The organism is Xenorhabdus sp. SGI246, assembly GCF_040838225.1.
GTDB classification, from domain to species: Bacteria; Pseudomonadota; Gammaproteobacteria; order Enterobacterales; family Enterobacteriaceae; genus Xenorhabdus; species Xenorhabdus indica.
Genome location: NZ_JBFPEZ010000053.1, coordinates 16,045 through 39,433 on the forward strand (window position 1 = coordinate 16,045; position 23,389 = coordinate 39,433).

Here is a 23,389-nt window from a genome sequence, read left to right on the forward strand (position 1 = left end):
GAGAAAAAAATATGCGTTCTGTAGAGGTAGAGTTGAAACTGTCTGTAAAACCCGAAACGATATTGGCAATTCGCAACCAGTTGTTTCAGCTTCCTAATCATTACACTTCACCACAATATTTAACTAATATTTATTTTGAAACACAGAATAATCAATTGCGCCGTTGGGATATGGGATTGCGTATCCGTGGTTTCGGTGAACAGTATGAAATGACTATCAAAACAGCAGGGCGAGTTATCGGAGGTCTCCATCAGCGGCCGGAATTTAATGTTCCTCTTCAGCAGCCAGAACTGGATTTAGCCCGCTTTCCTGCTGAAATCTGGCCTGAGAATACTGACCTTACCCAATTGCAGGCTCAATTGACTGAGTTGTTCACTACAAATTTTTGCCGTGAAAAATGGATTGTGAATTATGGTCAGAGTGAAATTGAAGTTGTGTTGGATCAGGGGGAAATCCGGGCTGGAGAGAGAACCTCGCCAATTTGTGAGTTTGAACTGGAGTTGAAAACAGGCAATGTGTCAGATGTGTTGTTATTAGCAGATGAACTGGCAATACAGGGTGGCTTGCGGCTGGCGAACAAGAGTAAAGCTGCGCGGGGATATGCTCTTGCCAGTCATAAATCTCCTGCCAAGTGGGTGGAAGGAAAAACACCTGAAAAACTCGAATGGCAGCAACCGTTATCTGTTCTTCTTGCCGGAATTCTGGAGCAGTGGCAGGCGCAGGAAGAAGAGTGGCTGGCAGGAATAGCCGCAGGAAAAACAGGATTAGAACAGACTCTGGAATGGGTAAAACTTCTGACTGAAAAGCAGGGAGAAACGGTTCCGGCACTGGGTTTATTATCTGAATTAAAAGAGGCGCTTTCTGCAAGTGATGCAGAAGTAAGTGATGCAGAAGTATTGTGTTACAGCGCAAAATGGCTGCAATGCAAACTGGCGTTGACTCAGTGGTTGATGGCTCAATAATAATTAAAAAAAGGAAAACCTGACTTATGTTGCCACTTTCATCAATTTTAACTCAACAATTACAACAGGTTATTACGAATTTTCAGCAATCGACGGAAACAACAGAAACAACAGAAGTTTTTGCTCCTCATGAACAGGCAGCATTGGTACTGAGTGATTTTGTCGCAGAAAACATACTGTCACGTCCTGCATGGTTGGTTGAAATGCGTCAAAATCCCCCTCAGCCTGATGAATGGCAACATTACGCAGATTGGTTGAATCTGTCTTTGTCAGTGGTTGGTGATGAGAATTCACTGATGCGGGCTCTGCGTCTTTTTCGGCACAAGATGCTGGTGAGAATCGCATGGTTGCAAGCGCTGCAAATAAGTACGACAGAGCAAACGCTGCAACAATTAAGTGTGTTAGCTGAAAGTCTAATTATCGCTGCCCGCGATTGGTTGTATCGGCATTGTTGTCAGGATTGGGGAATACCGACTGATCAAGCGGGGGTAGCGCAGCCGTTGCTGATCCTGGGCATGGGGAAACTGGGAGGAGGAGAACTTAATTTTTCCTCTGATATCGATCTGATTTTTGCATATCCAGAAAATGGTGTGACCCAGGGCGGTCGTCGCGAGATGGATAACTCCCAGTTTTTTACCCGATTGGGGCAGAAACTTATCAAGGTATTGGATCAACAGACGGTGGATGGTTTTGTTTATCGTGTTGATATGCGATTACGTCCGTTTGGTGACAGTGGGCCGTTGGTGTTCAGCTTTCCGGCGCTGGAGGATTATTATCAGGAACAGGGACGGGACTGGGAGCGTTACGCTTTGATAAAGGCCCGGATTTTGGGACCTGATGATCAGGCATATTGTTATGAACTACGCCAGATGTTGAGGCCATTTATCTTTCGTCGTTACATTGATTTCGGTGTGCTCCAATCTTTACGCAATATGAAAGGTATGATTGGACGGGAAGTGCGCCGGCGGGGTTTAAAAGACAATATTAAACTGGGAGCGGGAGGGATACGGGAAATTGAATTTATCACGCAGGTATTTCAATTGATCCGTGGAGGCCGAGAACCAAGCCTGCAATCCCGCTCATTATTACTGACACTGAAATCCATCGAAACATTAGCATTATTGACGTCAGAGCAGGTCAGGCAACTGGAAGAAAGTTATCTGTTTTTGCGTCGGTTGGAGAATCTGCTGCAATCCATTCGTGATCAACAGACACAAACTTTACCGGAAAATACGCTGGACCGTGCCCGTTTATCTTGGGGCATGGGATTTGCTGACTGGGATGATTTAGTTGTGGAAGTAGCAAAAAAAATGTCTGCCGTCCGGGACATTTTTCAACACCTGATAGGAGATGAAGCGGAAGAAAATAATGAGGAAGCTGCACATATACCGTTTAAAAGTTTATGGCAGGAAAACCTGAACAGGGATGAGCTGATGGCGCTTGTTCCTCATCTGAATGAGTTTGAAGCCCAGAAAATGCTCGATATGGTTGCATTGTTACGTCATGACATCAGTAAGCGTACCATTGGCCCACGGGGGCGTGATGTGCTGGATCATTTGATGCCGCGCCTTTTGGTAAAGATTGCGACAAAGAAAAGGGGGGCAAGGGAAGATACAAATACTGTGTTGGAGCGGATTATTCCTTTGCTGCTCAGTATCGTTAGCCGAACCACTTATCTGGAGCTGATGCTGGAATCAGAACAGGTGATGACCCATGTTATCCGCCTGTGTGCCGCCTCTCCGATGATTGCCAGCCAGCTTAGCCGTCATCCTTTATTATTAGATGAATTACTCGATCCTACGTCGTTGTACGAGCCTTTGCCTCTGGAGGCTTATCGGGATGAACTGTACCAATATTTATTGCGCATCCCGGAAGATGATGAGGAACAATTGCTGGAGGCGTTGAGGCAATTCAAACAGGCGCAATTATTGCGGATAGCCGCAGAAGACATAGCCGGAGCCTTGCCGATTATGAAAGTCAGTGATCACCTGACTTATTTGGCCGAAGCGATTATCGGTGCGGTAGTCCAACAGGCCTGGTATCAGATGGTAAAACGTTATGGTGTACCGACCCATTTATCTCAGCGTCAGGGGCTTGGTTTTGCCATTATTGGTTATGGTAAATTGGGCGGTTGGGAACTGGGTTATGGTTCTGATTTGGATCTGGTATTTTTACTGGATTGTCCGATGGGTGTAATGACTGATGGTGCTCGTTCTATTGATGCCCGTCAATTCTATTTGCGTCTTGCTCAGCGCATTCTTCATTTGTTCAGTACCCGAACGGCTTCGGGCATATTGTATGAAGTTGATGCCCGTTTGCGTCCGTCCGGTGAATCAGGGATGTTGGTCAGTACCCTTGAGGCTTTTGATGATTATCAAAAAAACGAAGCGTGGACATGGGAACATCAGGCATTGATTCGGGCCCGTATGGTATTTGGTGATGAAAAAATGCGGGCGGATTTTGAACGCATTCGTCGGGAAACCTTATGTATGCCGCGTGATCCTGATCTACTGCGTCGGCAGGTACGTGAGATGCGCGAAAAAATGTACCGACATTTGGGAAGTCATCAACATGACCAGTTTGATATTAAGGCCGATCCTGGAGGGATCACCGATATTGAATTTATCGCTCAATATCAAGTACTGCGTTATGCACAGGAAAATGCCAAATTGACCCGCTGGTCTGATAATGTTCGCATTTTTGAACTCATGGCTGAACACAATATTATGGATGAACAGGAGGCAGTGGCATTAACACAGGCTTATATCAGCTTGCGCAATGAACTGCATTATCTTACTTTGCAGGCGTTACCCAATCGTGTCTCTGTTGAACGTTTCAGTCAGCAGAAAACACGGGTGCACAATAGCTGGCAGAAGTGGCTTGGTGCTAATCGGGTTGAATAAGCCAGAGAGAAATAGGCTTTTTCTGAGGTTCTTGCTGGTATTTAGGTTGGTTATGGTAATATCCGCAACAATTTATTTTGATATTTGGAGCATGGGATGAACGTAGCACTCCCTGATTTTCACCGCGCAGGTGTTTTGGTTGTTGGCGATGTCATGTTAGATCGTTATTGGTACGGCCCAACCAGCCGCATTTCACCGGAAGCTCCGGTTCCTGTCGTTAAGGTCGATACCATTGAAGAGCGTCCGGGAGGGGCGGCTAACGTCGCCATGAATATCGCGTCACTGGGTGCCCATTCACATTTGGTGGGATTGACGGGTATTGATGATGCTGCACGGGCATTGAGCGAAAAACTCAGTAGTGTGAAAGTTCAGTGTGATTTTGTTCCTGTGGCAACGCATCCAACCATCACAAAGCTACGTATTTTATCCCGTAATCAGCAACTGATCCGTCTGGATTTTGAAGAAGGGTTCCAGAACGTAGACGCACAACCAATGTTGGAAAAAATCCAGCAATCCTTACCAAATATCGGTGCGCTGGTGCTTTCAGATTATGCCAAGGGAGCATTGAATCAGGTTCAGGCAATGATCACATTGGCGAATGAAGCAGGTGTTCCTGTTTTGATCGACCCCAAAGGCAACGATTTTGAACGTTACCGTGGTGCAACATTACTGACACCGAATATGTCAGAATTTGAAGCCGTGGTTGGTCATTGCAAAGATGATGACGAGTTGGTGCAGAAAGGCACGCAACTGGTACAGGATCTGGAACTGAAAGCCCTGTTGATCACCCGCTCTGAACGAGGCATGAGCCTGCTATGTGTGGGACAGCCACCGCTGCATTTGCCAACGCAGGCACAAGAAGTTTTTGATGTAACGGGGGCTGGTGACACAGTGATTGGTGTTTTGGCAGCGGCAATCGCAGCAGGAAAACCATTGGCGGAGGCCTGTTATCTTGCTAATGCAGCCGCCGGGGTCGTGGTTGGAAAATTGGGAACATCTACTGTTTCTCAGGTAGAGCTGGAAAACGCAGTACGCGGTCGTGCAGAAACAGGTTTTGGTGTGATGAATGAATCACGTCTGAAAGAGGTCGTTGAACAGGCGCGTCAGCGCGGTGAACGTATCGTGATGACTAATGGTTGTTTTGATATTCTCCATGCGGGTCATGTATCTTATTTGTCCAATGCCCGTAAACTGGGCGATCGTCTGATCGTGGCCGTGAACAGTGATGCTTCAACCAAGCGCCTGAAAGGGGAGACTCGGCCCGTGAATCCACTGGAACAACGGATGCTTGTATTATCTGCGCTGGAATCGGTGGATTGGGTTGTGGCATTTGAAGAAGATACACCACAGCGCTTAATTGCGGGAATTTTGCCTGATATTCTGGTTAAAGGCGGGGATTACAAGCCAGAAGAGATTGCCGGTAGCAAAGAAGTCTGGGCTGCTGGTGGAGAAGTGAAGGTACTAAATTTTGAAGATGGGATCTCAACGACCAATATCATAAAAATAATTAAAAATCAGTAATATACCTGCATCATAATGCCGTTATGTTCCTTTTGTGATTTAACTTGTGACATAAACGGCATTGCCTGAATAAGCAGGAGAATTGTTTCTTGTCGCAATTCTCCTCAATACCGTTATTCCGCTTTCTTTTCAGCACTTGGTTGTTGGCTTTTGAGGCGAGCTTCCAGTTCACTCAGACGCTGTTCCATACTAACCAATTTTTCACGGGTACGCAGTAATACCTGAGTCTGGATATCAAACTCTTCACGATTGACGAGATCCAGTTTGCTCAGTTGGGATTGCAATATAGTACGCAATTTTTTCTCTACATCATCACCGAACTCTTTTACGCCTTTCGGCATAGCACTGTGGATCTGGCGGGCAATTTGTTCAATTTTTTTGGTATCGAGCATGATGATCATCCTTTTAATGGCTGCGCTGTTTAAATGACAGGGCTGTTAAATGAATAACAAAACAGTGTATTGTTGCTATTTTAATACCTGATGACAAAAGCACAATTGATTGAGAGATCGGTTTTATATTTGCTTTTGTCGATTGCTCTGATGAATTATAAACGTTATAGTCAAATTGTTTATCTCAGGGCAGGGTGAAAGTCCCTACCGGCGGTAAAGTGAAATGACTTCGAGTGATTTCATGAAGCCCGCGAGCGCTCTGTTTGTCATTATCCTTTTTTGATAGAAACGTGTTGTCAAAAATTGGTTGTCAGGAACTAATGAGGATAAAACAGAGGTCAGCAGATCCAGTGTGATTCTGGAGCCGACGGTAATAGTCCGGATGGGAGAGAATAACAGTATCAACCGGGCGCTTGCGCTCGTCTGTTGTTTTTATTGCTGTATTTTTAAGCAATATCAACTCCTCAAAATCGCCCTGATTCTGGTAATCCATACATTTTAAAAGAGGTTTTTTTACCATGAATCAGACGCTACTTTCTTCTTATGGTACGCCATTTGAACGTGTCGAACGTGCGATAGCTGCTTTGCGTGCAGGCCATGGTGTAATGGTACTGGACGATGAAAATCGTGAAAATGAAGGCGATATGATTTTCGTTGCCGAAACTATGACCGTGGAACAGATGGCATTAACTATCCGCCATGGCAGCGGGATTGTGTGCCTCTGTATGACGGAAAAACGCCGTCAGCAATTGCAGTTACCTATGATGGTCGAAAACAACTCCAGCCAATATCAGACAGCTTTCACTGTCACTATTGAAGCTGCACAGGGAGTAACAACCGGCGTTTCTGCCGCAGATCGTATTACTACCATTCGTGCAGCCATAGCTGATGACGCGCAACCGAATGATCTGAATCGCCCTGGGCATGTTTTCCCTCTGCGGGCACAGAATGGGGGGGTGTTAACCCGCCGTGGTCATACCGAAGCGACGATTGATTTAGTGAAACTTGCGGGTTTCAAACCAGCAGGGGTGCTATGTGAACTGACAAACGATGATGGTTCAATGGCTAGAGCGCCTGAGGTTATTGAGTTTGCAAAACAGCACGATATGCCAGTGGTCACCATTGACGATCTGGTTGACTATCGTATTAAGATGGAAAAGGCGGTTAGCTGACTTAGCATAGTTGTTTTTTACTACTGAAATTTTCTTCCACTAGCATGGAATACCCCATAATTCTCAATATACAGCTAATAAAACTGCTAATTGACGGATGAAGGGTAAAAATAGTTCGGCATAAAGGGCCGGACGGGGTAGAATATATCAGTTATATCGCATGTACGCTTGTAAGGCCGCAGCCCACACCCTGTGGCCTTTCAGTATTTTTGAAGTGCTCCATTATTTTTTGATTGGTCACATTCAAGGAAGAAGCTTCATAATCTTGCCATAATTTTTTTGTCATTATCATAACTATCATGTTTGATTTGCCGCATGAGGGACGAAAATGAGTCTCCTGAGAATACCCGCGTTATTCATTGGTCATGGTAGTCCAGTGAATGCCATTGAAGACAACTGTTATTCACGTGCCTGGTTCGAATTGGGACAAAAGTTACCCACACCAAGGGCAATTCTGGTGATTTCTGCGCATTGGTATACAAACGGCACTGCTGTGACGGCAATGGTCCAACCAAGAACTATCCATGATTTTGGCAACTTCCCCAGAGAGTTACATGAGAAACAGTATCCAGCGAAAGGTTTTCCTGAACTGGCTGTATTGGTACAGGATATTCTTGAACCCATTGAGGTCGAAACGGATTTTGGAGAATGGGGATTGGATCACGGCTCTTGGGGAATATTAGCTAAAATGTATCCTGATGCGGCTATTCCTGTTATTCAATTGAGTATAGATCGTAATCAATCCACTTCTTTCTATTATGAGATGGGTAAGAAATTATCTATGCTCCGTGATGAAGGCGTTATGATCATAGGAAGCGGGAATGTTGTGCATAACCAGCTTGCAGAGCAGGTGGGAGCTGAGCCTTATTCATGGGCTCTGTCTTTTGAACAGTTTGTGCGCGAGAATTTGACCAGCCTTGAGGAACCACATCCTTTATTGCAGGCCCTGGACAGGGAAGATGGTAAGCTATCTCACCCGACATCAGAACACTTTCTGCCACTTTTCTATGTGTTAGGAACATGGGATAAAAAAGAGCCAATTTCAACGCCTGTTGAAGGTATTGAAGACGGCTCTTTGAGTATGTTGACAATCCAATTCGGATAAATAACTCAATTCGGATGACTTAATCCAGAATAATGTGCGGGTAGAAACGGGACAGATCTTGCGTGATTAATTCACGATCTTCACGAATACAGATACCCGCCGCTTGATCATTGACTAACCAGCTACCTACCAGCGCATGACTATTGTCGAATTTCGGCAGGGAATGGAACTGCTGAACGATCATACCTTCTTCACCATATGGGCCATCGGCGTTGGCAATTTCCCGGCCATTTTCGATAATACGAATATTGGCTCCTTCACGGGAGAAGAAAGGTTTAATTACATAACTGTTCATCTCTGCCGGACGTTCATCGGCAAAATAAGCAGGCAACAGATTTGGATGATCCGGGAACATCTTCCACAGCATTGGCAGTAACGCTTTGTTGGAAATAATGCTCTTCCATGCAGGCTCCAGCCAACGGACTCCCGCATCAGCCAGTTTGGTTGAGAAGATTTCACGCAGCATGAATTCCCACGGATATAGCTTAAACAGATTGCTGATCACTTGATCCTGCAAATCCGTAAACTGTCCCTTTTCACCAAGACCAATCTCTTCAATAAACAGGAATTCCGTTGCAATACCCGCTTCTGAAGCACAATCCTGTAGATATTGGATTGTGCCACGATCTTCGTCACTGTCCTGACAACACGCCATATGCAGCAGGCCAAACCCGTGTTTTTCACGTAACTGTTCAAAACGCTCAATCAGTTTTTCTTGTAAGCTATTGAACTGATCTGCATTTGAGGGCAAATTGCCGGCATTCATCTGGTCTTCCAGCCAGATCCATTGGAAGAAAGCAGATTCATACAGCGATGTCGGGGTATCTGCATTGTTTTCCAGCAATTTTGGTGGATTCTGACCATCATAGGCTAAATCCAGGCGGGAATAGAGTGAAGGTTGGCTGGTTACCCATGAAGAACGGACAAATTCCCAACAATGCTTAGGGATCTGAAACTTAGTCAGCAGTTCTTCGCTATTGACGACTTTTTCCACAACCTGCAAACACATCTGATGCAGTTCTTCGGTGACGCCTTCAATTTCTTCAATCTGGCTCAGATTGAATTGATAATAAGCCTCTTCACTCCAGTAGGGTTGGCCATACATGGTGTGGAAATTGAAACCATATTCTGTTGCTTTTTCGCGCCAGTCCGGGCGTTCATTAATATTAATGCGTTTCATCTTTATTTAATCACTCACCTTGACTTAACCGCCCATTGAACGGGAAGAGCTGGAACTTGAACCAGCAGATGAGCGCTGCATACTGGATTGTTTTGCTACTGTATCACCGAACCCACCACGGGTAATGGTCGATGTGGTTGCTGGTTTTGGTGCCATTGCTGTTTTGGGTACAGACATGGTACGACCGCCAGCCGTAGCCGGGCCGTAACTCTTACCTGTTGCATCAACAAACTTGCCATTAGCTGGGCTACTGGCAGATTTTGATGAGAACAGCGGTTGTGAAGGAGCTGAGTTCCCGCCCATCAAACGACCCATCATGTAGCCTGCCATCAACGGCATCCAGAAGCTACCACTGCTGCTTTGTGCCTGAGCCTGATTACCAACACCGGCCTGTGCGGGGGCTTGAGTACATTGTTGTTCACCAAACTCAGCAACACAGTCTTCACGGGTTGCGTATTTCGGTGCCGTTTTTTCTGCTTCTTTCAGGGCGTTGTTATAAGCGATAGTGCATTGTTCACTTTGAGAAGGATTTGCCTTGGAACACTCATCGGCATTGGTATAAAGCGATACCGTTTCATCGTTCTGTTCACAGGCAGAAAGCATGAAAACCGCACTGACAGCGAGTGCCACAGGTGCAAGACGATAATTTCGCCATGCTTTACGAAAATTATCACGGTTAATCTCTTTTGTCCGTTTCATTGTCATAGGGGGCATCCATCTTAAAGGTATCAGATTAAGAGCGAATCCCACCAATGATGCGCAATGGGACGGCTCCTGAGGATCTTATTAAAAAATAGCCCACACAACGGCGGGCTGCTTTTTTAGTATAGCGTCTTTAATATAACTTTTTTTAATTGAAAACGATAGCGCATTAATTCATCGAATTGATGGTGTTTTCATCTCTTTAATAATACTGCTGGCGGAAGTTGGAACCTGTGAACCTAACAGGTTGTTCAGTGCCGCCAGATCGTCTTCACTTAAAGTACCGCGGGCTTGCTGATTAATTAACAGATTGAGCAGATAATCATAACGTGCTTTAGAGAGACTTCGCTTTGTCTCGTACAGCTTAGAGGTGGAATTCAGTACATCAACGATGGTACGGGTTCCTACATGATAACCGGCCTCTGTGGAGTGTAATGAACTTTCGGCAGAGAGCACAGCTTGTTTGTTAGCTTCAATACTACTGATAGAGGCCGCAATATTATTGGTAGAAGAACGTACATCCTGAATTACTTTGCGATAAGTATTTTCCAGTTCTTGGCTACTGGCGACAAAATCATATTTGGCCTGTTCAACTTGAGAACTGGTTGCTCCGCCATTATAAAGTGGCAGATTTAAGGATACACCGACAGAATTGTTTCCAGAATATTGATTGCTGTATCCTCCGTTACGTTGATGTTCATTACCGACCCCTGTACTTGCCGATAATTTGATGGTTGGCATGTAGCCAGTTTGTGCCTCTTTAATTTGCTCGCGTCTCAAATCTTGTGTCAAGCGTGCGGATAACAAGCTCAGATTGCGGGCTTCAGCTTCTTTTAGTATAACTTCGGCAGGTTCAGGCTTATTTGTTTTGAAGCGTTCAATATTTAATGAAGCTAACTGTGGATAATAAACCCCGGTAATCAGACGTAATTTTTCCAGAGAATTGTCCAGGTTGTTACGATCAGAAACTTCCTGTGCCAGAATGCTGTCATATTGGGCACGGGAGTTCTGCACGTCAGTAATGGCAGCCAGCCCTACATTGAAGCGTTGAGTTATTTGATCTAATTGTCGATACAGTGAGGCTTTCTGGGCGTCGGTATAAGTCAGAGAATCGATCTTACTCAGAACATCAAAATAGGCGTTGGCAGTATCCAGAATTAACTGCTGCTGAGTTTTTTGGTAAGTAATATCGGCAATTCCTGCATTCTTTTCAGCCTGACTCAGTTTGTTCCATGTGGACATATCGAAAATTGTCTGGCTCAGAGTTAAATCTGCATTAGTACCATAGTTTTCTTGTTTGCTATTACGGAAAGCCTTACCATATTTAGCGCTCACATCTAGCTCTAACCGAGGTAACAAAGGACTACGGGCTATATTAATTCCTTCAAAAACCGAATTGCGGTCAGCTAGTGCCTTAAGCAATTCAGGATTAGTTTCTTTTGCCTGTTTGTAAATTTGCAATAGATCTTCTGCATGGCTTGAGGTACTGAAACCTACCAGATTTATAGCGATAAAAAGAGATAGCAATTTTTTCATTTGCGTTCCTTGTTGTGCAGCTATTTTGCCTAAGTTGCCTCTGCATAAAAAACAATATTACAGATTCTAGCAGAGAATACTTGCAGGATAGGGTGGCTGTTTGTGCCATATTGCCTTATTTTCTGGTCTGTTTGTATCTTCAAAACGAATTTATTTAGACCAATATGACAAAATACATTTTAATAATAGGTAAATAAAAGATAACAATCAGGAGTCTTTATGCGTGAAGATTTTACCTCACCGCTTGTTCCTACAAAACCACGTACTTTTACGAAACAAGATGTTGAAGTTATTTCCCGTAAGCCGCTCTACCGTGGTTTTTTTAAAATGACGGAATATCAATTCAGACACCGTCTGTTTTGTGGAGGATGGAGTGAAACCATTAAACGTGAAGTATTTGAGCGAGGTCATGCAGGCGTTTTGTTACCTTATGATCCGATACGTGATGAAGTGGTTCTGATTGAACAAATCCGCATTCCGGCAATTGAAACCAGTCAAACGCCGTGGTTACTGGAAGTGATTGCAGGCATGATCGAAGAAGGGGAAATTGCCGAACAGGTTGTTCGCCGTGAGGCGATGGAGGAAGCGGGTATTGAGGTCAAACGTTGTCAACCAGCATTGAGTTACCTTTCAAGCCCCGGAGGAACAACAGAGCGTATGCATATTTTTGTTGGGGAGGTCGATTCTTCTACTGCTTTTGGTATTCACGGTCTGGAAGGTGAAAATGAAGATATCCGGGTGCTGGCTGTCAGTCGTGAACAGGCTTACCAATGGGTTGAGGAGGGAATTATCGATAATGCGGCTTCCGTTATTGCAATACAATGGCTGACGTTGCACCATGAAAAACTCAAAAAAGCGTGGTTGGAGAGATAATCTCTCATTTGCCTTGGGAAACGCGAAGTGTGCCCCAGTCAGCAGATCTTATGTGAAAAAGCACGTTAGAATAATCTCCTATAGATCGACAGGAAAAGGAAACCATTTGGAAAGCCTGCTTGAAATACCTGTGGCAAAAGGCGCCACAGCAAGAATATTGCAAATCACCGACATGCACCTTTTCGCCAATAAGGGTGACTCGCTGCTAGGCGTTAATACCTATCGCAGTTATCATGCTGTGCTGGATGCGATCCTTGAGCAGAATCTCGATCTCGATTTGGTAGTTGCTACAGGTGATTTGGTTCAGGATCAAACTATCGGTGCTTATCAACATTTTGTTGAAGGTGTTGCCCGTTTGCCTGCCCCTTGCGTTTGGTTACCCGGTAATCATGATTATCAGCCTGCGATGGTTGATGTACTGACAGCCGCGGGGCTCCCTCTTTCTAAGCAAATATTCATTGGTCAGCACTGGCAATTAATCATGCTAGACAGTCAAGTGCAAGGAGTTCCTCACGGTGAATTAACGGATTACCAGCTTGAGTGGATGACAAAATGTCTGGATGAGCACAGGGATCGTTATGCGATTGTCATGTTGCACCACCATCCTGTACTATCGGGTTGCACCTGGTTGGATCAACACTGTTTACGTAATGCTCCTGCATTAGCAGAATTCTTGAAAAATAAACCGCAGGTGAAAACAATACTATGTGGGCACATTCATCAGGAGCTGGATGATATGTGGAATGGTATTCGTGTTATGGCGACGCCATCAACTTGTGTGCAATTTAAACCACATTGTACTAATTTTATGCTTGATACAGTGGCCCCGGGTTGGCGTTATCTTGAATTGTCTGTGACTGGCGAGGGAGAAGCGAAATTGCAAACGCAGCTTCACAGGCTCAAGAGTAATGAATTTTTCCCGGATTTAGATTCGGACGGGTATTAATGTCAACGTTACTTTATCTACATGGTTTTAACAGTTCGCCACAATCAGAGAAGGCAAATACGCTGAAAACATGGCTGCACCAACAGCATTCTGAAATAGATATGTTGGTGCCACAATTACCTCCTTATCCTGAAGATACAGCCGCCTTGCTGGAAGAACTGGTAATAAGTCGTGCCGGGGAACAGATTGGTTTGGTCGGTTCTTCACTCGGTGGCTATCTGGCTATTTGGCTTTCACAATGTTTTGGCCTGCCAGCCGTAGTCGTCAATCCTGCGGTTCGTCCATTCGATATTCTTCAGGAGTATCTTGGGGAAAACGTGAACCCCTATACCAAAGAGCGGTATACTCTTGAACAAAGCCACATCTATGATCTCAAAGTGATGCACATTGACCCGTTGGAGTCACCGGATCTTATCTGGTTATTGCAACAAACCGGGGATGAAGTGCTGGATTACCGTCAGGCGGTTGCATACCTAATGCAGTGCAGGCAGACGGTCGAATCAGGTGGGAATCATGCTTTTATTGGTTTCGAATACTATTTTCCTCAAATTATTGACTTCTTGGGGCTAACCAGTGGCGATAGTAAAAAAATTGCCAAAAACAAGTAAGTGACTGGTATTATCAACAGTATCTACCCAATGGATTTTCGGGTGAGGCCGCAACCCATAAATCGGTAACCCGGGAAACGCAGGGTAATCAATACTGATTGACCCTCTTTAAATCATGAAGCAACCGACAGAATTACAACATGACTCAATCTAGTTATAACGCAGAGGCCATTGAAGTCCTCAGTGGCCTGGAGCCAGTTCGTCGTCGTCCAGGAATGTATACCGACACAGCCCGCCCGAATCATCTGGCACAGGAAGTGATCGATAATAGTGTGGACGAAGCGCTAGCTGGTCACGCGAAGCATATTGAAGTGATCCTCCACAGCGATCAGTCTCTGGAAGTGATAGATGATGGCCGTGGTATGCCGGTTGATATCCATCCTGAAGAAAAAGTATCCGCAGTTGAGTTGATCCTGACCCGTCTGCATGCAGGTGGTAAATTTTCCAATAAAAACTACCAATTTTCCGGTGGATTGCATGGCGTGGGGATTTCAGTAGTTAATGCCCTTTCCAAACGAGTCGAAGTGACCGTTCGTCGCGATAGTCAGGTTCATCAGATCGCTTTTGAAAATGGCGATAAGGTGCAGGAGCTGGAAGTTATCGGGAGCTGCGGAAAACGCAATACAGGCACCAGTGTTCATTTCTGGCCGGATGAAAGTTATTTTGATACTCCTCGCTTCTCGACTTCTCGCTTAACCCACCTTCTGAAAGCGAAGGCGGTTTTGTGTCCTGGCGTGGAGATTGTCTTTAAGGACAAACTGGCAGGAACAGCACAAAAATGGTGTTATGCCGATGGTCTGACAGATTACTTGCTGGAAGCCGTCAATGGGCTGGTAACATTACCGCAATCGCCATTTGTGGGCACTCTCAGCGGTGAAACCGAAGCGGTTGACTGGGCATTGCTCTGGCTGCCGGAAGGTGGCGAATTGTTGGGAGAAAGCTATGTTAACCTGATCCCGACGATACAAGGTGGAACCCATGTTAATGGCTTGCGTCAAGGGCTGTTGGATGCAATGCGTGAGTTCTGTGAATTCCGCAATATACTGCCTCGCGGTGTTAAACTTTCCGCAGATGATATCTGGGATCGCTGTGCCTACGTGTTATCTCTCAAAATGCAGGACCCACAATTTGCCGGACAGACCAAAGAGCGTTTATCATCGCGCCAGTCTGCGGCCTTTGTTTCCGGCGTTGTCAAAGATGCTTTCAGTCTGTGGCTGAACCAGCATATTCAGGAAGCTGAACAACTGGCTGAAATGGCAATTGCCAGTGCACAGCGCCGTATGCGTGCAGCAAAGAAAGTCGTGCGTAAAAAACTGACCAACGGCCCTGCACTGCCGGGTAAACTGGCAGACTGTACGTCACAGGATCTGAATGTCACCGAACTGTTTCTGGTGGAAGGGGATTCCGCAGGCGGTTCTGCCAAACAAGCTCGTGATCGTGAGTTTCAGGCGATTATGCCTCTGCGTGGTAAGATCCTGAACACATGGGAAGTCTCTTCAGATGAGGTACTGGCTTCACAGGAAGTGCATGATATTTCCGTAGCCATCGGTATTGATCCTGACAGTGAAGATATCAGCCAATTACGTTACGGTAAAATTTGTATTCTGGCGGATGCAGATTCTGACGGCTTGCATATTGCAACACTTTTGTGCGCCTTGTTTGTCCGCCATTTCCCGACATTAGTAAGACGTGGTCATGTTTATATGGCAATGCCTCCATTGTATCGCATTGACCTTGGTAAAGAGGTGCACTATGCGTTGGATGAAGGTGAAAAGAGCGCGATATTAGACCGCCTGAGCCGCAAGCGTGGAAAACCGAATGTTCAGCGCTTCAAAGGGTTAGGTGAGATGAACCCAATACAATTACGTGAAACCACATTAGACCCCAATACTCGCCGTCTGGTGCAATTGACTATCAACGATGAGAATTATCAGGAAACCCTCTCTGTTATGGATATGCTTCTGGCGAAAAAACGCTCGGAAGATCGCCGTAATTGGTTGCAAGAAAAGGGTGATGCCATCGAGATTGAGTTATAGCGCAACCCAGTTATAACGCATTTAGTTATAACACTGCTTGGTTATAACACAGTTTGTGTAGCACAACTTTAGGTGTGACCAATATAAGGTGTAACCAACATTAGATATAACCAACAGAAGCGTAGCGCACGGTAGTCAAGACAGATTCTGAGGAAATTAATACATGAGTGAGATAACTCACGATGGTGTAGAGCGTCAACCGCTCCATACATTCACTGAAAACGCCTATTTGAACTATTCCATGTACGTCATCATGGACAGGGCGCTGCCTTTTATTGGTGATGGCTTAAAGCCTGTTCAGCGCCGTATTGTCTATGCGATGTCAGAGCTTGGGCTGAATAACAGTGCAAAATTCAAAAAATCTGCCCGTACTGTCGGTGATGTACTGGGTAAATACCATCCACATGGAGATGGAGCCTGTTATGAAGCAATGGTCTTGATGGCGCAGCCTTTCTCTTACCGTTATCCACTGGTGGATGGCCAGGGGAACTGGGGTGCTCCAGATGATCCAAAATCTTTTGCAGCGATGCGTTATACCGAATCCCGCCTGTCTAAGTATGCAGAATTACTGCTGAGTGAACTTGGTCACGGTACTGTAGATTGGGTGCCAAACTTTGATGGTACGTTGCAGGAACCCAAAATGCTGCCTGCGCGCTTGCCGAATATCCTGTTAAACGGAACTACGGGTATTGCTGTTGGTATGGCGACCGATATACCTCCACACAATACACGTGAAGTAGCAAACGCGCTGATCGCTATGTTGGATAAACCTGAATGTTCACTTGATGAAGTCATGGAGTATGTGAAGGGGCCGGATTATCCAACAGAAGCAGAAATCATTACTTCAAAAGAAGATATCCGTAAAATCTACAAAAATGGGCGTGGTTCAATACGCATGCGTGCCGTGTGGTCAAAAGAAGAGGGCAATGTTGTTATTACTGCTCTGCCACATCAAGTATCCGGTGCGAAAGTGTTGGAACAGATTGCAAGCCAGATGCGTTCGAAAAAACTGCCGATGGTAGATGATCTACGTGATGAATCCGATCATGAAAATCCGATACGTTTGGTGATTGTGCCAAGAACGAATCGTGTGGATGTTGAGCAGGTCATGAATCATCTGTTTGCAACAACCGATCTGGAAAAAAGCTATCGTGTTAACCTCAACATGATTGGTCTGGATAATCGTCCAAGTGTAAAAGGTCTGGTTGAAATCCTCAGTGAGTGGTTGGTTTTCCGGCGTGAAACGGTGCGTAACCGCCTGAACCATCGCCTGGAAAAAGTACTTAAGCGTCTGCATATTCTGGAAGGTTTGCTGACAGCGTATCTCAACATTGATGAAGTTATCCATATTATCCGTAGTGAAGATGAACCAAAACCAGTATTGATGCAGCGTTTTGGATTAACAGAAACACAGGCGGAAGCGATTCTGGAGCTGAAACTGCGTCATTTGGCGAAGCTGGAAGAAGTTAAAATCCGTGCTGAGCAGGATGGGCTGGCAAAAGAGCGGGATAAACTTCAGGCTATCCTTGCTTCTGAGCGTAAGCTGAATACCCTGCTGAAAAAAGAGATTATTGCCGATGCGGAAAACTATGGTGACGAGCGCCGTTCTCCGCTGAAAGAGCGTTCAGAAGCGAAAGCCATGAACGATCACGATATCCTGCCATCTGAGCCGATCACTGTTGTTATGTCTCAAATGGGTTGGGTACGTAGTGCGAAAGGGCATGAAATCGATCCTGCGGGTTTGAATTACAAATCTGGTGACAGCTTCCGTAGTGCTGTGCGTGGTAAGAGTAATCAGCCAGTGGTCTTTATTGATAGTACGGGGCGTAGTTATTCCGTTGACCCATTGGACTTGCCATCTGCCAGAGGGCAGGGGGAACCTCTGACCGGCAAACTGGCATTACCGGCAGGGGCGTCAGTTGAACATCTGCTAATGGCGAAAGACGATCAGAGATTTTTGATGGCATCTGATGCAGGTTATGGTTTCATCTGTACTTTCAATGACCTGATTGCTAAAAACAGGGCGGGGAAAGCACTGATCACGTTGCCACAGAATGCTAAGGTCATGCCACCATTGGAGATCACCAATGAGCAGGATGATATGTTACTGGCTATCACTAAAGCAGGTCGTATGTTGATGTTCCCGGTCGCAGATCTTCCACAGCTTTCAAAAGGTAAAGGTAACAAAATTGTTTCCATTACCGCTTCTCAGGCCGCTTCAGGAGAAGATATGTTGAGCTGGTTGCTGGTACTGTCTCCGAAATCCTCAATCACGCTTTATTTCGGTAAACGCAAATTGCAGCTTTACCCAGAGGATTTGCAGAAATTCCGGGCAGAGAGAGGACGCAAAGGAACTTCACTGCCACGCGGATTACAGCGTGTTGAACGTGTAGAAGTGTTGAGTGTGTAATAAATAAAAACATCTTAAATAACCTTTAATAGCGGGTCAGTGTGGCGCTGGCCTGCCTTGCTACAGGAAACTGCAAGAGAAAACTATGTTAACCATTATTCGTGGGATCATTGTTATTTTGTTCACCATTTTGATCTGTATATTTGGTGGAATTTATTGTTTATTTAGTCCGCGAGATCCGCGCCATGTGATGACCTTTGGCCGGGCATTTGGCAAGCTACATAAAATATTCGGTATCACTTTGATAGAGCGCATTCCTGAAGATTCTTCTCAATATGGTTCGAGCATCTATATTGGTAATCACCAGAATAACTACGACATGATAACGATGTCGAATGCCGTACAGCCACGCACGGTGACTGTTGGTAAGAAGAGTCTGCTCTTTATCCCTTTCTTTGGTCAGTTGTATTGGCTGACGGGGAATATCCTGATTGACAGGGAAAACCGGACAAAAGCGCACGGAACGATTTCACAAGTTGTGGATCAGATCAAAAAGAATCGAGTCTCTGTCTGGATGTTCCCGGAAGGTACTCGTAGCCGTGGGCGTGGTTTACTGCCGTTTAAAACCGGTGCTTTTCATGCGGCCATTGCGGCTGGTGTGCCGATTGTACCTGTTTGTGTCTCCTCAACCCATGACAGAATAAAACTCAATCGTTGGAACAATGGTGTTGTTATTGTTGAGATGTTGCCTCCCATTGATACGGCGAAATATACAAAAGAGCAGGTGCGTGAATTGGCTGAATATTGTCGCCAAATGATGCAAACCAAGATTGAAGAGCTGGATAAAGAAGTAGACGAACTTAACAAACGTAGTCAGTTGAATTAAAACTAAATATTCTAGCATTACAGCCCTTTCCTTTCTGGTTTGGGGATGAATTCTGACTATAAATTTAAGATAGTTTTAGAATTTATCCCCTATTCGCGATATGATTGTTTTTTAATAAATTAGCGTTTTTATTAAATGTAATCGATAAAACGTAATCAATAGAACGTAATTCGACAGAATAATAAATCCTAATATCCCTACATTGGGGAATTCAATCACTTACCACCGTGATGTAACTCGAAATTTATTGAGTGTGCATAAGCAATCAATTTGGGATGCTATTCTTTCTTGTCGTGGAGATTATTCCTGCCGTGGAGAAAATATGTCACTGAGTCGGCGCCAATTTATTCAGGCATCTGGTTTGGCAATGTGTTTAGGGGCGCTCCCTTTTGCGGTTCGAGCTAATAAAGATCAACAAACAGCATTGCCTGTTCCCCCTTTGCTGGAATCCCGTGGCGGACAGCCTCTGTTTTTGGCTCTACAGAAATCCAACTGGTCTTTTGATGGAAAAAATAAGGCTTCGGTATGGGGTATCAATGGGCTTTACTTAGGGCCGACTATTCGTGTCCGTAAAGGAGATAACGTAAAGCTGATATATAGCAACCGCTTGTCGGAGCCTGTTTCAATGACGGTGAGTGGGTTGCAAGTCCCCGGAACATTAATGGGTGGAGCAACACGTCTGATCCCCTCTAATGGAAATTGGTCGCCCGTCATTCCCATTGAGCAGCCGGCAGCGACATGCTGGTATCACGCTAATACACCACACCGAATGGCGAGACAGGTTTATGCAGGGCTGGCGGGAATGTGGTTGGTAGAAGATGAAAGCAGCCGTAACCTACCTTTGCCTAAACATTATGGGGTTGATGATTTCCCCGTTATTCTGCAAGACAAACGGTTGGACAATTTTGGCGCTCCCCGGTATGACAAAGCCTCTGCCGCTCAGGGCTTTCTTGGTGATACATTAGTTGTTAATGGTGTGGAAGATCCTTTTATTGAAGTTGCCAAGGGCTGGATCAGACTGCGTTTATTGAATGCAGCCAATGCTCGCCGCTTCCAATTGCAACTCAGTGATGGTAGACCTTTTTATATGGTTGCGACCGACCAGGGGCTACTGCCTGCGCCAGTTGCAGTGCAGACGCTTTTTCTTGCACCGGGAGAACGTCGTGAAGTGCTGGTGGATATGTCAAAAGTGGATAGCGTGGTTATTACCGCAGGTGAATCTGCTGGCATGATTGATCGCCTGAAAGGGCTGTTTGAACCATCCAACAAATTACGTTCAACGAACGTTCTGACAATTAAATCGGGGGGATTATTACCCCTGGTCACGGAAGCGTTACCCTCTCAGCTTGTCGTGGATACGGCGGAAATTAATACTTCGATTCGCAATCGGCAGATCGTTTTAGGGGATGAAACACAAGGGATCAATGGCGCATTATTGCATTCAGGCCGTATTGATATAACCAGCCACCAAGGGGCGTGGGAACGTTGGGTAGTCACTACCTCGGTTCCACAACCTTTCCATATTGAAGGTGCCAGATTTAAGGTCATCAACCACAACGGTGTGCGGCCAGAACCTCAGGATTATGGCTGGAAAGATACTGTCTGGGTTGATGGCAGAACAGAGTTACTGGTAAATATGATGCAGCCATCGTATGAACATTACCCTTTTATGTATTACAGCCAGATATTGGAAATGGCGGATCATGGGGTGGCAGGGCAATTAGTTATTAGTCCGGCGGGGATGTAAGGTCTCTTATGAGGCCTTTTTCATGGTCGTTAGCATGTCTGATTTGAAGGAGAAATAAAGAAAACGGATATTGATAATAATCAGTAAATCGTATTATTTAAATCTTTCTTATGGAAATATCTTCGGTTTAGATAAATAAATATGGCTGTAACACGAATAATAACAGGACTTATCACTTACACGGCTAAGATTAATATCTATCAATAAATATTCCCTGCATTTAATTATTAAAGCATACACTTAAATAAGTAATATAATTTTTAATCCGAGTTGCCATTTTTTATATTTCATACTGCTTACCAATATGTTTAGAATACCCGCGGAAAAAACATATAGGTTCAATATATCCACTAATAAAATAAATGGATTCACTGTAAGGAGAAGCTATTCATAATTATAGATAACCCTATAATTATATAATGATATATGAAAAACCATGAAAATAAAAATAGTTAATATTCTACAAGAGAGAAATCATATTTTAACTACTCATTAACAATAGGAAAGGATTTTATGATCACAATAAATATAAATACAAACGGCGTTAATGGTATTACAATTACAAATAGTAATAACGAACCTACTCCAGTATCGACAACTTACGGCCCAAATACACCAGCATCAGAACCCCTTACAGTCAGTAATTATAGTGATATAACAATAGAACCACATTCTTCTGTGCAGGCAACAAGAATTGACACGCCTATTATTCCTGAAGTACGTCCCGATTATTATATAGCCAACTCTGGCCCTGCACCAACAGTTAGGGCTGTTTTTTATTGGTCTCATTCTTTCACATCAGAATGGTTCGAATCTTCCTCTATCACAGTGAAAGCAGGAGAGGATGGAATATTAAAAGCACCTGGTAACTCTTTATATTACAGCAAAGTCGTCATTTATAATGACACAGATAAACGGGCCTTTGTTACTGGATATAATAAATAATGATATAAAATCTATTTATAATAAATGCTTTGATTTTAACTTAAGAAATATCCAATTAAGCTATTGTTTAACTACATATTAATTAAGGTATTAAGGTAAAATAATATTATGAATACCACACCTATTACTGTATCTGAAAATGAAACATCGCCTTTACTGACGGACGTAATGGCTATGGATCTTTATGCAGTCTCCACTCCTGATTATGAATGGGATATGTCGTCAATCATAAAGGATGCTATTATTGGTGGCATAGGATTTATTCCAGGTCCAGGTCCGGCATTATCCTTTCTGTTAGGACTATTTTGGCCTCAGCAGAAAGACAATACTTGGGAGCAAATTCTCCAAAAAGTAGAGCAGATGATAGAGAATGCTGTTTTACAAACCATTAAAGGAATACTTAATGGAGATATACAAGAGATCAAAGGGAAAATGGAACATGTAGAATCTATGCTGAAAAACTCGCCTGGCAGTCAGGAAAGTCATGATGCATATATGTTCTTGGCAAGATATCTGGTGAGTATAGATGAAAAATTCAAATCCTTTGATAATAGGACAAATTACCAGATTCTCCCAATGTATACTAATACTATTATGTTACAGATCCCTTATTGGAAAATGGGAATAGAGAAGAAAAAAGATATTGGGCTGACAGATATTGAAGTCAATGAATTAAAAGAACTTATCGACAAATTAGTAGGTAAGGCCAAGAACTATATTCATACGATGTATTCTAATGAATATAACGATGCTATAAACACATCAACAGCAGGGAGTGTCACTAATAATTTATTATCTGTAAGAGGATATTGTTTATTACACGGTTTAGAATGTATTGAGTTAATTGAGCATATACAGAATAATAGCCTTGAAAGTGGTTTCTATCCTAAGACTATCAGTTATTCGACTGTATTTGATCGTCAGACTAACAAAATGAGAATTCAGGCTCTTACAGAAGATGATGCAATGCAGGAGCCTTTCAAGCCATCTTTAATTAATGGGAAATACAATAAAATACAATCCATAATTGGATATGTACAAAGAATTGGGAATGCACCTAGAGTTGGTGGTATTAAAATTACATTTACTAATGGTTCATCTTATACACTTGGTACGGTGACCTCAGAAACGAATTCGATTGAGCTAAATGATAGTGTTATCGAAAGCTTGGAAGTATGGGGAAATGGTGCTGTTGATGAGGCATTATTTAAGTTAAGTGATGGGCGTCTATTGCGTATTGGTGAGCGTTACGCGAAAAAATACAGAAAATATGCTGTTGATCATCACTATATTGCGGGGATTTACTTGGCCAGCGATGAGCCTTCACTTGCTGGTCAAGCCGCAGGTATTGCCGTTTCATATCATATGATGGCTGACAAAAAATAATATTTGCTAATAGAATTAGAATTGTAGTTTGGTTGCAATTTACTGTTAGTTTCAAGTTGTTGTTTAGTTGCAAAGAGTCCTCCTGGTCATATCGTTATTGATGTGACCAGGGGCAATCTTTCCTACTGAAATCTATTAG

18 protein-coding genes and 1 riboswitch are annotated in these 23,389 nt (G+C 44.1%); of the genes, 14 read left to right on the plus strand and 4 right to left on the minus strand.

The features are described from left to right. Positions 1–11: 11 nt before the first annotated feature. The 3 genes from ABLA85_RS13230 to hldE all read left to right on the plus strand — a co-directional run bounded on the left by ABLA85_RS13230 (position 12) and on the right by hldE (position 5,386). On the plus strand, positions 12–962 hold the full coding sequence (locus ABLA85_RS13230) for an inorganic triphosphatase (RefSeq protein WP_367964774.1): 951 nt from the start codon (positions 12–14) through the stop codon (positions 960–962). Positions 963–988: 26 nt separating this feature from the next. Then, positions 989–3,865, plus strand: a complete 2,877-nt coding sequence (gene glnE, locus ABLA85_RS13235) for a bifunctional [glutamate--ammonia ligase]-adenylyl-L-tyrosine phosphorylase/[glutamate--ammonia-ligase] adenylyltransferase (RefSeq protein WP_367964776.1) — start codon at positions 989–991, stop codon at positions 3,863–3,865. Positions 3,866–3,961: 96 nt separating this feature from the next. After that, a complete protein-coding gene (gene hldE, locus ABLA85_RS13240) occupies positions 3,962–5,386 on the plus strand; it encodes a bifunctional D-glycero-beta-D-manno-heptose-7-phosphate kinase/D-glycero-beta-D-manno-heptose 1-phosphate adenylyltransferase HldE (protein WP_367964778.1) in 1,425 nt (474 codons plus the stop codon). A gap of 113 nt (positions 5,387–5,499) precedes the next feature. Here hldE and ABLA85_RS13245 read toward each other — a convergent pair whose 3' ends face one another. Then, positions 5,500–5,778 (minus strand): accessory factor UbiK family protein, encoded by a 279-nt coding sequence (locus tag ABLA85_RS13245; protein ID WP_367964779.1) that lies wholly within the window; start codon positions 5,776–5,778, stop codon positions 5,500–5,502. Positions 5,779–5,954: 176 nt separating this feature from the next. Then, a riboswitch (FMN riboswitch) is annotated at positions 5,955–6,176 on the plus strand. Between the two features lie 120 nt (positions 6,177–6,296). Between ABLA85_RS13245 and ribB the strand changes: the two genes are divergently transcribed. Next, a complete protein-coding gene (gene ribB / locus ABLA85_RS13250; protein WP_367964780.1) occupies positions 6,297–6,950 on the plus strand; it encodes a 3,4-dihydroxy-2-butanone-4-phosphate synthase in 654 nt (217 codons plus the stop codon). Between the two features lie 328 nt (positions 6,951–7,278). Further along, on the plus strand, positions 7,279–8,055 hold the full coding sequence (ygiD, locus tag ABLA85_RS13255; RefSeq protein ID WP_367964782.1) for a 4,5-DOPA dioxygenase extradiol: 777 nt from the start codon (positions 7,279–7,281) through the stop codon (positions 8,053–8,055). Positions 8,056–8,074: 19 nt separating this feature from the next. On the opposite strand, the gene ABLA85_RS13260 is transcribed toward ygiD, so the two are convergent. The 3 genes from ABLA85_RS13260 to tolC form a co-directional block, all read right to left on the minus strand. Next, on the minus strand, positions 8,075–9,235 hold the full coding sequence (locus ABLA85_RS13260; RefSeq protein ID WP_367964783.1) for a glutathionylspermidine synthase family protein: 1,161 nt from the start codon (positions 9,233–9,235) through the stop codon (positions 8,075–8,077). A gap of 24 nt (positions 9,236–9,259) precedes the next feature. Beyond that, entirely contained in the window at positions 9,260–9,940 is a 681-nt protein-coding gene (locus ABLA85_RS13265; protein WP_047679303.1) for a DUF1190 family protein, read from the minus strand. 171 nt (positions 9,941–10,111) lie between these two features. Further along, on the minus strand, positions 10,112–11,473 hold the full coding sequence (gene tolC / locus ABLA85_RS13270; protein WP_367964785.1) for an outer membrane channel protein TolC: 1,362 nt from the start codon (positions 11,471–11,473) through the stop codon (positions 10,112–10,114). Positions 11,474–11,692: 219 nt separating this feature from the next. On the opposite strand from tolC, the gene nudF reads away from it, so the two are divergent. The 9 genes from nudF to ABLA85_RS13315 all read left to right on the plus strand — a co-directional run bounded on the left by nudF (position 11,693) and on the right by ABLA85_RS13315 (position 23,250). Beyond that, positions 11,693–12,346 carry an ADP-ribose diphosphatase gene (gene nudF, locus ABLA85_RS13275; protein ID WP_367964787.1) on the plus strand — a complete coding sequence of 218 codons (654 nt, stop codon included), beginning with the start codon at positions 11,693–11,695 and terminating at the stop codon, positions 12,344–12,346. Positions 12,347–12,452: 106 nt separating this feature from the next. Beyond that, a complete protein-coding gene (gene cpdA / locus ABLA85_RS13280; RefSeq protein WP_367964832.1) occupies positions 12,453–13,292 on the plus strand; it encodes a 3',5'-cyclic-AMP phosphodiesterase in 840 nt (279 codons plus the stop codon). Then, the gene (gene yqiA, locus ABLA85_RS13285; protein ID WP_367964789.1) at positions 13,292–13,900 is read left to right on the plus strand and encodes an esterase YqiA; all 609 of its coding nucleotides are present in this window, start codon (positions 13,292–13,294) and stop codon (positions 13,898–13,900) included. Before cpdA ends, yqiA begins: the two co-directional genes overlap by 1 nt. A 140-nt stretch (positions 13,901–14,040) precedes the next feature. Next, complete coding sequence (gene parE / locus ABLA85_RS13290; RefSeq protein WP_367964791.1) at positions 14,041–15,936, plus strand: DNA topoisomerase IV subunit B; 1,896 nt, start codon at positions 14,041–14,043, stop codon at positions 15,934–15,936. Between the two features lie 163 nt (positions 15,937–16,099). Next, positions 16,100–18,346 (plus strand): DNA topoisomerase IV subunit A, encoded by a 2,247-nt coding sequence (parC, locus tag ABLA85_RS13295; RefSeq protein ID WP_367964793.1) that lies wholly within the window; start codon positions 16,100–16,102, stop codon positions 18,344–18,346. A gap of 85 nt (positions 18,347–18,431) precedes the next feature. Next, positions 18,432–19,172, plus strand: coding sequence for a 1-acylglycerol-3-phosphate O-acyltransferase (locus ABLA85_RS13300; RefSeq protein ID WP_367964795.1), 741 nt, complete (start codon positions 18,432–18,434; stop codon positions 19,170–19,172). Between the two features lie 322 nt (positions 19,173–19,494). Continuing rightward, entirely contained in the window at positions 19,495–20,919 is a 1,425-nt protein-coding gene (gene ftsP, locus ABLA85_RS13305) for a cell division protein FtsP (protein WP_367964797.1), read from the plus strand. 513 nt (positions 20,920–21,432) lie between these two features. Then, a complete protein-coding gene (locus tag ABLA85_RS13310) occupies positions 21,433–21,864 on the plus strand; it encodes a JHE-like toxin PirA (RefSeq protein WP_367964799.1) in 432 nt (143 codons plus the stop codon). Between the two features lie 108 nt (positions 21,865–21,972). Beyond that, complete coding sequence (locus ABLA85_RS13315; protein WP_367964801.1) at positions 21,973–23,250, plus strand: insecticidal delta-endotoxin Cry8Ea1 family protein; 1,278 nt, start codon at positions 21,973–21,975, stop codon at positions 23,248–23,250. The last annotated feature ends 139 nt before the right edge of the window (positions 23,251–23,389 follow it).

What these genes read in the sequence shown, in the direction of transcription:
- ABLA85_RS13245 (WP_367964779.1), bottom strand. Translation starts at nt 5,778, where the DNA reads ATGCTCGATACCAAAAAAATTGAACAAATTGCCCGCCAGATCCACAGT.
- parC (WP_367964793.1), top strand. Translation starts at nt 16,100, where the DNA reads ATGAGTGAGATAACTCACGATGGTGTAGAGCGTCAACCGCTCCATACA.
- ABLA85_RS13265 (WP_047679303.1), bottom strand. Translation starts at nt 9,940, where the DNA reads ATGACAATGAAACGGACAAAAGAGATTAACCGTGATAATTTTCGTAAA.
- ABLA85_RS13310 (WP_367964799.1), top strand. Translation starts at nt 21,433, where the DNA reads ATGATCACAATAAATATAAATACAAACGGCGTTAATGGTATTACAATT.
- hldE (WP_367964778.1), top strand. Translation starts at nt 3,962, where the DNA reads ATGAACGTAGCACTCCCTGATTTTCACCGCGCAGGTGTTTTGGTTGTT.
- tolC (WP_367964785.1), bottom strand. Translation starts at nt 11,473, where the DNA reads ATGAAAAAATTGCTATCTCTTTTTATCGCTATAAATCTGGTAGGTTTC.
- parE (WP_367964791.1), top strand. Translation starts at nt 14,041, where the DNA reads ATGACTCAATCTAGTTATAACGCAGAGGCCATTGAAGTCCTCAGTGGC.
- ABLA85_RS13260 (WP_367964783.1), bottom strand. Translation starts at nt 9,235, where the DNA reads ATGAAACGCATTAATATTAATGAACGCCCGGACTGGCGCGAAAAAGCA.
- glnE (WP_367964776.1), top strand. Translation starts at nt 989, where the DNA reads ATGTTGCCACTTTCATCAATTTTAACTCAACAATTACAACAGGTTATT.
- ABLA85_RS13300 (WP_367964795.1), top strand. Translation starts at nt 18,432, where the DNA reads ATGTTAACCATTATTCGTGGGATCATTGTTATTTTGTTCACCATTTTG.
- ygiD (WP_367964782.1), top strand. Translation starts at nt 7,279, where the DNA reads ATGAGTCTCCTGAGAATACCCGCGTTATTCATTGGTCATGGTAGTCCA.
- nudF (WP_367964787.1), top strand. Translation starts at nt 11,693, where the DNA reads ATGCGTGAAGATTTTACCTCACCGCTTGTTCCTACAAAACCACGTACT.
- yqiA (WP_367964789.1), top strand. Translation starts at nt 13,292, where the DNA reads ATGTCAACGTTACTTTATCTACATGGTTTTAACAGTTCGCCACAATCA.
- ftsP (WP_367964797.1), top strand. Translation starts at nt 19,495, where the DNA reads ATGTCACTGAGTCGGCGCCAATTTATTCAGGCATCTGGTTTGGCAATG.
- ABLA85_RS13315 (WP_367964801.1), top strand. Translation starts at nt 21,973, where the DNA reads ATGAATACCACACCTATTACTGTATCTGAAAATGAAACATCGCCTTTA.
- ribB (WP_367964780.1), top strand. Translation starts at nt 6,297, where the DNA reads ATGAATCAGACGCTACTTTCTTCTTATGGTACGCCATTTGAACGTGTC.
- ABLA85_RS13230 (WP_367964774.1), top strand. Translation starts at nt 12, where the DNA reads ATGCGTTCTGTAGAGGTAGAGTTGAAACTGTCTGTAAAACCCGAAACG.